This window comes from Marinobacter sp. LM1 (assembly GCF_042763285.1).
In the GTDB taxonomy this organism is placed as follows: Bacteria; Pseudomonadota; Gammaproteobacteria; order Pseudomonadales; family Oleiphilaceae; genus Marinobacter; species Marinobacter nauticus.
The window spans coordinates 2624966-2635710 of record NZ_CP114373.1 but is presented as its reverse complement, the minus strand read 5'-3'; the positions used below and the strand labels follow the sequence as shown (position 1 = coordinate 2635710).

The window sequence follows — 10745 nt, the reverse complement described above, 5'->3', positions numbered from 1 at the left end:
AATCAGGTGGCTCCATCCTGTGACCATGGTCCCTGAATAACACCAGTGGGGTCGCTGGCCTGAATGCCCGCGCGATGCCCAAGGGCAAGAGTGCAGCGCTGTCCTGGCCAGCTACCACGGCGTTTCAGAATGTTGATCTTGAGATCCTGGTGTTCTCCGGGAATCAGCTCCAGCCGAAGTGCGGCCGGTGAATGCTGCTCTGCCTGCCGACGTTCCCGAAACAGAATGCAGACATTGTTACCCGCTTCGGAAGCCAGTTGCAGCCGGCGGATATCCCGGGTGGCCAACTTCCCCGGCCAGGCCATCACCAGGCCTGTGACAGGGGAGCGCAGGCAGTTTTCCAGTGTCCACAGAAAGTCAGCGGAATCGTGAGTTTGAACCAGCACCAGTTGATCGGTATTTACGCCAGCCCTGGCCAGCGCCGGGGCATAAGGTGTGTGGGGCGGGTTCAGCCAGAAAATGGTTTTTCCCTGCCTGGCGACCTTCTGCATAAGCGGAAGTACCAGGTGCAGCTCGCCAATGCCACAGCTGTCCAGCAGGCATTCACTCAAGGCACCCTTGGGCCAGCCGAGCCCACCAAGTTGGTTATCCAGAACCTGATACCCCGTGTGCTCCGCCGGAGAGGCGTGTTTCTGGGGCTTATGACCCTGCCAGATACGGGCGTCCTGAAGCAGGTGGTTGAGTGATTTGCTCATGCTTATTTCTCGAGTACTGTTTATATATACAGTATTCGGAAAGAGGGTCGATTTCAACTGCCGGGTTGATAAACGACGGGCGGGCACCCACGATGTGGTTGAAGCCACAAATATAGTGGAGGACGCTATGTCGAATCTTGGCCAGCAAGGCTGCAGCGCCTGCAGTGCCGATGCACCCCAGGTCACGGATGCTGAAAAGCAGACCCTGTTGAAAGACGTGCCTGAATGGCAGTTGATCGTTCAGGATGGGGAAGAGCAGTTACAGCGGGTGTTTACCTTCAAAAACTTTGTCCAGGCCCAGGCCTTTACCAACAAAGTGGCGGACCTGGCGGAAGAAGAAGGCCACCACCCCGCGATACTGTTGGAATGGGGGAAAGCCACCGTACGCTGGTGGACCCATAAAATCGGAGGCCTGCACAAAAACGATTTCATCATGGCCGCCAGAACCGACGAACTTTACCCATAATCGCTTCAAACAGACCGGAAACAGGAAGTGCCATGGACGAACAATCAATGGACAACCCGCTTACCCTGAAACTTGGCCACGAAGAGCTGATCATCCGGCGCCGCTACGAGATGATCAGCATCATCAATGATTTCTTCATCGCCATCTGGTTTCTGGTGGGGAGCATACTCTTCCTGTTTCCGAAGCATGAGACCGCCGCAATCTGGCTGTTTATTATCGGCAGCTTCCAGTTCCTGGTAAGGCCCACCATCCGCCTGATCAGCCACATTCATATCCGCCGAATACCACAGAGTAACTGGGAATCCTAAACGGCCTGGTCAATTTCCCTTCGCGAACGATCAACTGCTGCATGCCGAAATCGACGTCTTTGACACGTAATCGAAGAGCTTCGTTAATCCTCAGGCCGGCACCGTAGATCAGCATGGCCACCAGTTTGAATTCGCCCTTCAGATTGTCAATTACCCGCCTGGCCTCGTCCGGGCTGAACACAACCGGAAGCCTCGAAACTCCCGACAAAGCACTTGATCCAGAACACATAGGTTTTCTCGGTTTGGTAAGCGAGACCGCGAAGTCGGATAAAATTTCTGAGCCGATCCAGAAAGCGTGTGGATTGCGGAGAAATCGGGCAGCGGATGTCCATATCCTGGCTCCTTAATGATTATGTATAAATATACAGTATTTAATTTTCCGGAATTGTCAATCAAGTATCCAGAAGCGGAGTTATACGAACGCGTTCGCAAAACTCCGGGAAACCAGGGCGAAATGTTGCTAACCTTCTGATAAGTTTGAAAAGGAGTATCGGGGCGTGCGGAGTTATACGCCCCTAATCTGGAGCAGGGGTGGCTCGAACACGGGCGTATAACTCCGGCGGTAGCCGTGGTGGATTCAGGTAATTTTCTGATTTTATTGGTGAAGCTGGGGTTTCTGAGAGTCGCGTTTTTTGGAGTTATACGAATGCGTGTTATACGAACGCGTTCGTATAATTAGCTGTTGAACTAAACCGCTCCGCGGTAGCGGTGATACTGAGAATCTCCCCGGAATGGAGGTGATTGGAGGATACTTTTGAATGGCCCAAGTGGGCTTTTCAAAGAGGAGATGCCGCCATGACCCCCTTACGTCAGGCTATGATCCAGACCATGCGTCAGCATGGTTTTTCCCCGCAGACCCAAAAAAGTTATCTCTATGTAGTCGCGGATCTGGCTCGATATTATCGTCGATCCCCGGACCAGTTGGAGGTCGGGGATCTGCAGACCTACTTTAATTACCTCGTCCAGGAACGTTCCCTGGCGCCGGCCAGTTGTCGGCTTTACCTGCATGGCATTCGGTTTTTGTATCTGCAGGTGCTGCATTGGGCAGACTTCGACGTGAACCTGGTGCTGCCCAAGCGACCACAGCGCATTCCTGAGTTACTGACTCGTCAGGACGTTGCAAGGATAGTGGGAGCCACCAAGAACCCCAAGCATCGGGCCTTGCTGTTGATCACGTATGGCTGCGGCTTGCGAGTGAGTGAAGCCGTGGCATTGCAAGTGAAGAACATCGACGGGGAGCGCCACCTGCTTCACATCCATCAGGGCAAGGGCGGTAAGGATCGCATGGTGCCCCTGACTGACGTGCTACTCGATGTATTACGAGCGTATTGGTGCCTTGGCCGCCCCGTACTCTGGCTGTTTCCGAGTGAAGTACTGGTTGGTCAGCACCTGACCGCCACCACGGCCCAGAAGGTTTATCGTCACTCCAAGCGACTCAGCGGCGTGCAAAGACGCGGAGGGATACACGCACTGCGCCACGCCTATGCGACCCATCAGCTGGAACATGGTGTACCGCTCAACGAGTTACAGAAATATCTTGGGCACAGTGATCTGCGCACCACGGAGCGCTACCTGCACTGGTTGCCGGGAATATCCTCACAAAACCGTTCGCCTGCGGACTTGATCGCGGATCTGGGAGGTGCGTGATGGCCGGTTCAGTTACGGTCCAGTCGGCACTGACCCAGTTCCTCTCGACCGACTCATTGGACCGCCACCGTCGCAAGGTGTGCAGCCGACTGATGGATTGCCGCACAGCCCGGATGGGCGGTATGGAAATGCGTTGTGATCACTGCAAAGCACGAACCGTGCATTACTACGGTTGCCGGGACCGGCATTGTCCGCAATGCCAGAGTCGGGCTAGCCAACAGTGGTGTGAGCGCCAGCGTCGATCGCTACTGCCGGTACCCTACTTCCACCTGGTGTTCACCGTGCCCCACGCCCTGAATGGCTGGGTTCAGGTGCACCCGGAAGTGGTTTACCGTCGCCTGTTTGAGTCAGTTTGGAATACGCTCAGTCAGTTTGGCCATAAAACCAAACACTTGCAGGGTGAGTTGGGCATGACAGCCGTGCTCCATACCTGGGGGCAGAATCTGAGTCGCCACGTTCACGTGCATTGCCTGATTCCGGGCGGGGTGCTCACAGAGGCCGGAGAATGGCATGAGGCTAAACATCAATATCTGTTCCCCGTCAGGGCCTTGTCCCGCCGCTTTCGCGGCCGCATGGTATCGTCCCTCAGACGATCGGTCAGAACCGGCGAATTGCACAGACTCACGGAGCCTCAAGCCATCGACGACGTACTCAAAAAAGTGATGCAGCAGGATTGGGTGGTTTACGCCCGCCCTTGTCTGAATCAGGCGGAGACGGTGGTGGATTACCTGGCTCGCTACACCCACCGCATTGCTATCAGTAACGGTCGTTTGTTGTCGCAGGACGGCGGCAGAATCATGATCCGCTATGTGGACTACCGGGAAGGAGGGCGCCAGAAGAGCCTGCAACTGGAAGGGGCGGAATTTGTTCGACGGTTCCTCATGCATATCCTGCCCAAGGGCTTTATGCGGATTCGTCACTTTGGTTATCTGAGTAACCGAACCCGACGTCGCAAGCTGACGGCCATTCGTCAGGCCCTTCAAAAGCCACCCGAGGTCGATGTTGAAGTCAAGAATGGCTCGGAGTCCCAACGCAGCTGGCCGTGCCCTCGATGCGAGGACGGTGTGGTTCATATGGTTCGGCAGATTCCCCGGTTTAAAACCGTGGGTAGAGTGACGGGTTAGCCGCTTTCCCTGGCGGCTTCCCGTGGGCGCTACAGTTCCTGAGGAGCTGGGTTGTGACTCGGGCTGAGGCTGGCAATGAAAGAAACAGAGGGGTAGGCTGATCCAAATCACCCAGGGATGAGGCATTTTATGGGGACCATCAGGACGATACGCACTTCCGCAGAGTACCTTTGCGGGCCTGAACCGCCATCCCGGTATCCGTTCAAAATTTACTTTACCCTTATACATTGTGTGCTGGCATTAGTGGCAGCGGCTTAGTCCAACCCACATTTAAAGGCCATGCTGCGCACGACCATTAAATGCTTCAGTGTTAGCTCAGGGGAGTAGTGTGTGGAAATCTTTATCGATGAGTCGGGCAGTTTCGTTTGCTCGAAGAATCCAGATTCTTGGTGCGTAGTTGCTGCGTATGTAATATCTGGAAATCAGAAAAATGCCATGCAAAAATTGCTCACTCAATTGAAAATTAAGAGCGGTAAGAAATACAACGACGAAATAAAACTAAAAAATGTCAAAGAAAAAGATCTAAAGTGGTTCATTTCAGAGTTAAGCAAGCTAGACGGAAGCTTGTACTTTGTGGCTGTTAACGCTTCTGAATTATCTGAAGAGATAGTTGGCCTCCATAAGGAAGAGCAAGCTGATAAGATTGTTGAGCACAAGGATAAGATGCAGCACCAGGAAATGCGGACTGCTTTAGAAGAGCTTTCGGAAGACATTAAGGGTCTTTCGTCACAGTTGTATTTGCAGCTTATATGTCAAACGGTCCTGATTAACGATATTTTAAAGAGGGCTATTTTGTATTACGTTCAATTTAAGCCGTCAATGTTAAGTAAGTTTAGGTGGCGAATTGACCAAAAAAACACCACAAAAATAATATATGAAGAGTCTTTTGAAAAAGTTTGCCCGCCAATCCTTCAATCTATGTCTATATCAGACCCCCATATAGCAATAAAAGGGGCAAACTATAATTTCATGGAAAAGTACATATATAAGGATGGTGAGGAGCCCGGATACCTTAAAGAGACTTACGGTATTGATGTTCAGGAGGAAGGCTCCCTGAAAGCCGGAAAAATATTACGGGATGATCTGCATTTTGAAGATTCAAAAGGTTGTCCTGGGGTTCAAGTAGCTGATTTATTGGCATCTAGTTGTCGACGAGCATTGCGGAATGGTTTTGATGATAACACTGGGATATCGCGCCTCATTGGCTCTCTCATGGTCTCAAACAGAAAGGGCCAAGAATCAATGAATCTGATTTCCCTGGTAGATGGGCATGTGTCTAATAAAGCTACCGGACTTGCGATTCAGTCAATGACCAAAAGTGCAAAGCCACTAATTCTAAGCTAACAATCGTCTGCACGGCGACCGATTTTCCGCCGCTTCGCGGCTTCAAACCGGCGCGTGAGCCGGGCGTTATATGCCAAAGCCTGAAAAATTGAGCACCCAGAAAGTGATCAAAGAACCTTTCCCGTAGGGCAAAATATGACCCATTTCCGATCCAAGATACTCAAATAAGATCAACACGAAATACATATTTAGCTAGTATCTAAAAGCCCCTAGAGAGCACCATCGGCCTTTGCTAACAGGTGCCAAAAGTGAAGGAATTTAATCTAAAATCTAAGGAAGTATTATGATTGAGTCTGAGTATCTACGATTTTTGCGAACTCTGGATTCAGACGAAGTTCTTCCGGGAGTGCGCAAGCTAGCGAACCTTGTCCTGGCAAACCTTGATGAGCTTGCTTCTCTCGGAACCTATCAAGGCCAGCGGGTTAAGAAAATGGTTGCCTTGGCCCAGGGTAACTGGGATGCCTTAAGCATAGATATTCAGTCTTTACCCGAGATGACCGCCGAGAAAACTTCCCCTATTACTCAGATAAAAAGTATGGCAGTGGGGCCGTTTCGTGGTTTCTCCAGGCAAGAGATTTTTGATTTAGAAAGCCGTTTAGTCCTCATATACGGACCGAACGGCACTGGCAAATCTAGCTTCTGCGAAGCTCTTGAATACAGCCTTCTGGGTAACGTAGCTGAAGCGGAAAGCAAGCGTTTTCGAGATCAGGGTGATTACCTGAAAAACGCACATGTTAATCGTTTTGCGACGCCAGTTGTTATAGGCTTAAACGAGCAAGGCGATGAGGTTGAAGTTGAAGCAAATGAGGAACTATTTAGATTTTGTTTCGTTGAAAAAAATCGTATCGATAACTTTTCTAGAATTGCCGCTCAGTCGCCCGCCAAGCAAACTGAGCTTATATCAACGTTATTTGGCTTAGACTCTTTCAACGAGTTTGTACGTAATTTTACTTCTGAGTTTGACCAAAGATATATTGATCTTACTGGTGTTAAAGCAGCTCAGTTAGCGCAAAAAAGGCAGGCACTTTCTGGTTATCAGCAGCAGATAGAGACTAGCAATGCAGAGTTACAAAGGCTAAATGTTGAGGAGCAAACACTAGCCAACCAGTACCGTGACGGAGCAACCTTTAGCCAATTGGTCTTTGAGCTAAACGGTGATGATGAAAATGCAGGAGCAATCCAGCGACTAGAAACCGATTTGCGACAGCCCCAAGCAAGTAAAACCAACTTAACAATTAGCGCATTGCAGACACTTGGTAGCTCCATTAGCAGCGGCCTCAGCGAGCTGAAGTTGAAGCAAAAAGACCTGGAAAATGCAAGTCAGGAGGTATCATTCAAGAATCTATACGACGCAGTTGTTCAGCTACAATCGAGTAGTCCAGAGCATTGTCCAGCGTGTAAAACGCCGCTCACCCAAGTATCCGTAAACCCTTACGGTAACGCTAATGAAGAACTTCAAAAGCTGCAATACTTGGCAGAGCTTCAGAAAACGGCACAACAGCTTCAACAAAATGTTAGTAGATGGTTGCTGGACCTCTCGCAAATATTGAATATTTGTTTGACGTTTCTGCCACAAAACAATGCTATCCGAGATTTTCATATTTCACCTGGCTCACAAATCGATATCGGGTGGTGGTACTCCTTGCAGCAACAGTTAGCGGATGGTTTTACGCCATGGCAGCACCTGGAAGCTCAGGTAAAGTATCTCGAGGAAGCCGACAAAAAGACTGATCAGGACGCTCAAATACGTTCAACCAAGCAAGCTGAGCTAAATCGTTTGCGCTGGTTTAAAGAGCAAATCACTGTCTTAGAAACACGCAGACAAACAGCTAAACAAGCAATTATTGCTGCGCAACAGGCAATCACTAGTTTTGATGCGGAGAATGCTCAACTTATAGCTGATGTGAATGCTGAGCATGCCAAAGTGCAAAGAAATCAAGAGATTGCAGCTTCTTATAAGAGCTTTGTTGAAAGATTGAATGCATATAAGAATCGATTGCCGAGCCAGTTGGTTGCTGACCTCGGCGACCTAGTTGTGAGACTTTACAATGCTTTTAATCGTTACGATTCAGAAGCAGCTAAATTAGCTTCTGTTCAACTTCCGTTATCTCAAAATCAACGATTGGGCATTACATTTTTGAAAGACCCTTCTGCCTTATTTGATGCTCTGCATATTCTGAGTGAGGGTCATATCCGTTGCCTCGGTCTAGCAATCTTGCTTGCTAAGAACGTAAAAGAGCGTTGTCCGGTGCTTATTTTTGATGATCCAGTGAACGCAATTGATGATGAGCATCGTCGTGCGATCAGGGAAACGCTATTTGTTGATGATTTTTTCAAGGGTTGTCAGATCATTTTGGCAGTGCATGGTGAGGAGTTCTTTAATAACACACATCAACTGCTAGGTAAGAGTCAGTCACTTGCGTCTCAGTCATATATTTTCCTATCAAGCGCTGGTGAAGACCATATTCAAGTTGACTCATTAAGGCGACCCAAAAATTATGTATTAGCTGCACGCGAACTATATGCACAAGGGGAGTATCGCGACGCGTTGATGTCGGCAAGAAGAGCGCTAGAGAACCTATGTGAAAAAACTTGGTTTCATTACGGAAAGCATAGTGATAAGAAGGACAGCCTAATTAGTGTCTCTCGTCGTTCTCCTTCGGCACCATGGGATCTAAGGGCATTAGCTGAAAATCTAAGATCTAAGCTGAATCGTTCCCAGTCAAGTATACCTAATAAAGAGCTGATAGTGTCTGCACTCACTGCTGTGCTAGGTCAAGATGGAAGAAACGCATATTGGTCGTACTTAAACAAAGGTACACATGACGAGACTGACTTGCCTGAGTTCGATCAGCATACTGTCAACGAGGTGATTTCTGCTTTAGAAAGCTTGGACGCTGCCCTAAGTGAGACGAACTAAATTGGCGGTTCCGGCATATAACAAGTTGCTGCACGCGGATAAATTACTCGCTGCACTCGCAATTTACCGGTGAGCAAAGCGTTATACGCAAATAGATCCGAGACGAAGTGCATAAAGATCGAAAGGCAATTGCAGCATTCATCCTGGCCAGTTCAGCTGGTCTGGCTCTGTTTGGTTTGTTTAGCGAACAGGCCGAGATGTTTTATCTTGCCGGCTTTGCGGGGCTTATTTTGTTTTCGGGCATTTGGCCGTGGGCAAGCAGCCAGGGCGGGAAACAAAATCTGGATTCTGGAAGCTCGGTTGTAGATCTTCCGACAGGGGATTGCCGGTCACGCATTAATAGAGGTCCATCCGGTTTGTCCAACGATGGCACAGGTATCGAGATTGAGTAACGTATAACCAGTGCGTCAAATACGTTCCGGGCCTGACGGCCCTCCACCGGACAGCTTTTTCTCCGCTTCGCTGCGCAAAAGCCGCCGTTTACGCAGGCTACATGGACTCCCCCTGCGGTCAAGCAACGCCATTTAAATCCGAAGCGGTTTGAGACTGCAGCTCTACATTCGGCCTCTGTGTGGGCGTTACTGCCCGGGCCAGGATGATGATGCGTGTGAGTAAGGGTCTCATTCGTTAGTCGGCCTTTAAGGGCCGTCAGCATAAACAGACTCTCTCACTCTCGGTCTGACCGTTCCGTCATCGCTTGCCGTTGCAAGACTCGGCTGGCAGGCGTGTTCTGCCTGTCGTTGGTACTCGGTTATCAGCCTTCCACGGGCTGCGTTTTAAATTCTGTCTGGTTCATGAGTAGTGCCCATACGATTCGGGCGTTCTTGGCTGCCATTGCCACGGCGGCCCGTTTGTATCCCCGGCGCTCTTTGAGCTCTTTCGCCCAGGCGCTGAGTCGATCTTCTTTCGTATCGATCGTTGCAATCACCGCCCGGGTGCCGTGGATTAACAACGTTCGCAGGTATTTGTCGCCATGCTTGGTGATTCTGCCCAGTCGGGGCTTCCCTCCGGTCGAGTATTGTCTGGGCACCAATCCGAGCCAGGCAGCAAAGTGCCGACCGCTTTTGAATTGCCTGGGATCAGGTGCACTGGCTAACAAGGCGGTGGCAGTTTGAGGCCCAATGCCGGGTATGGCCATCAGACGCTTTGCCTGTTCGTCACGCCGTGCCATGGCTTCGATTTCCCGATCATAAGCGAGGATTTCCTCATCCAGCTGAAGGATGCGCTGGTTAATGTTGTTGAGTAGGCGACGGGCCAGCATGGGCAGGCCGTTTTCGGCGTCCTCAAGGATCTCCGGAACCCGGCGGCGTGCGGCGTAACGTCCCTGGGGAATGATCAATCCGAACTCGGCCAGCAAGCCTCGAATCTGATTGATTTGGGCGGTGCGCTCTTTGGTGAGCCCTCGACGAATCCGATGCAGGCTGAGTGTCGCTTGCTGATCCTCGGTCTTAATTGGAACGAAGCGCATATTGGGTCGGCTGACCGCTTCACAGATAGCTTCGGCATCGTTGTCGTCGTTCTTGCTGCTCTTGCGATAAGGTGCCACGAACCGGGGAGCGATGATTCGGGCATCGTGGCCGAGCTTGGTCATTTCACGCGCCCAGTAGTGCGCGCCGGAGCAAGCTTCCATGCCAATCAGACAAGGTGGCAGTTGGGCAAAGAATGCCAACAATTTGGGGCGATTCAGCCGTTTGCGAACCACGACCTTGCCGTGTTGATCGGTGCCATGAATACTGAACACAGTTTTCGCCAGATCGATGCCGATGGTTGTAACATTCATGATGACTCCTCCTGCTTTCGCTTGAAGACTTCGACACCTTCAATGTGGCACATCGATGCCGAGGGAGCAGGGGGAGTCCATATCATTCGTTAAGTGTCATCAGGAACAATGACTAGAATCCTTTTTGTTTGCAGTCAGAACAAGCTTCGCTCCCCGACAGCTGAGGCTGTTTTCAGCGAAGAACCAAATGTCGAAGTCAGGTCAGCAGGCTTGAATAATGATGCAGAGGTGCCTCTAGGAGCTGAAGACATAGAATGGGCTGAGGTTATTTTCGTTATGGAAAACGCCCATAAACGTAAATTGCGAACGAGATTCAGAGAACATCTAAAAAATCAAAAATTGATCTGTTTGGGCATCCCAGATAATTATGAGTACATGGCCCCAGAGTTGGTTGATATTTTTAGGTCAAGAATCCCGCAATTTCTGCGGTAAACACTTAACAAGGCAGTCAACCGGACGCC

The 10745-nt window shown here is 50.2% G+C and carries 12 protein-coding genes; 8 read left to right on the top strand and 4 right to left on the bottom strand.

The features are described from left to right. Positions 1-2: 2 nt before the first annotated feature. Positions 3-695 carry a translesion DNA synthesis-associated protein ImuA gene (imuA, locus tag OZ656_RS12405; protein WP_011784491.1) on the bottom strand — a complete coding sequence of 231 codons (693 nt, stop codon included), beginning with the start codon at positions 693-695 and terminating at the stop codon, positions 3-5. Between the two features lie 127 nt (positions 696-822). On the opposite strand from imuA, the gene OZ656_RS12400 reads away from it, so the two are divergent. Together OZ656_RS12400 and OZ656_RS12395 are read left to right on the top strand one after the other, a co-directional pair. Continuing rightward, a complete protein-coding gene (locus OZ656_RS12400; protein WP_219194519.1) occupies positions 823-1161 on the top strand; it encodes a 4a-hydroxytetrahydrobiopterin dehydratase in 339 nt (112 codons plus the stop codon). Positions 1162-1193: 32 nt separating this feature from the next. After that, a complete protein-coding gene (locus tag OZ656_RS12395) occupies positions 1194-1469 on the top strand; it encodes a YrhK family protein (protein WP_022991732.1) in 276 nt (91 codons plus the stop codon). Here OZ656_RS12395 and OZ656_RS12390 read toward each other — a convergent pair. Both OZ656_RS12390 and OZ656_RS12385 read right to left on the bottom strand, forming a co-directional pair. Continuing rightward, positions 1420-1584 carry a tyrosine-type recombinase/integrase gene (locus tag OZ656_RS12390; protein WP_341456418.1) on the bottom strand — a complete coding sequence of 55 codons (165 nt, stop codon included), beginning with the start codon at positions 1582-1584 and terminating at the stop codon, positions 1420-1422. The genes OZ656_RS12395 and OZ656_RS12390 overlap by 50 nt on opposite strands. A gap of 31 nt (positions 1585-1615) precedes the next feature. Beyond that, positions 1616-1801, bottom strand: coding sequence for a phage integrase N-terminal SAM-like domain-containing protein (locus OZ656_RS12385; RefSeq protein ID WP_228285454.1), 186 nt, complete (start codon positions 1799-1801; stop codon positions 1616-1618). 463 nt (positions 1802-2264) lie between these two features. Between OZ656_RS12385 and OZ656_RS12380 the strand changes: the two genes are divergently transcribed. The 5 genes from OZ656_RS12380 (at position 2265) to OZ656_RS12360 (ending at position 8896) form a co-directional block, all read left to right on the top strand. Beyond that, positions 2265-3116, top strand: a complete 852-nt coding sequence (locus OZ656_RS12380) for a site-specific integrase (RefSeq protein WP_153739832.1) — start codon at positions 2265-2267, stop codon at positions 3114-3116. Beyond that, positions 3116-4240 carry an IS91 family transposase gene (locus tag OZ656_RS12375; protein WP_153739831.1) on the top strand — a complete coding sequence of 375 codons (1125 nt, stop codon included), beginning with the start codon at positions 3116-3118 and terminating at the stop codon, positions 4238-4240. Before OZ656_RS12380 ends, OZ656_RS12375 begins: the two co-directional genes overlap by 1 nt. A gap of 330 nt (positions 4241-4570) precedes the next feature. After that, complete coding sequence (locus OZ656_RS12370) at positions 4571-5584, top strand: DUF3800 domain-containing protein (RefSeq protein WP_199451773.1); 1014 nt, start codon at positions 4571-4573, stop codon at positions 5582-5584. 283 nt (positions 5585-5867) lie between these two features. Further along, a complete protein-coding gene (locus OZ656_RS12365; RefSeq protein WP_199451774.1) occupies positions 5868-8504 on the top strand; it encodes an AAA family ATPase in 2637 nt (878 codons plus the stop codon). 107 nt (positions 8505-8611) lie between these two features. Beyond that, a complete protein-coding gene (locus OZ656_RS12360; protein WP_199451775.1) occupies positions 8612-8896 on the top strand; it encodes a hypothetical protein in 285 nt (94 codons plus the stop codon). Positions 8897-9258: 362 nt separating this feature from the next. On the opposite strand, the gene OZ656_RS12355 is transcribed toward OZ656_RS12360, so the two are convergent. Next, positions 9259-10284 (bottom strand): IS110 family transposase, encoded by a 1026-nt coding sequence (locus tag OZ656_RS12355; RefSeq protein ID WP_199451776.1) that lies wholly within the window; start codon positions 10282-10284, stop codon positions 9259-9261. Positions 10285-10392: 108 nt separating this feature from the next. Between OZ656_RS12355 and OZ656_RS12350 the strand changes: the two genes are divergently transcribed. Continuing rightward, positions 10393-10716 carry a low molecular weight protein tyrosine phosphatase family protein gene (locus OZ656_RS12350; RefSeq protein ID WP_023009701.1) on the top strand — a complete coding sequence of 108 codons (324 nt, stop codon included), beginning with the start codon at positions 10393-10395 and terminating at the stop codon, positions 10714-10716. Positions 10717-10745 lie beyond the last annotated feature (29 nt).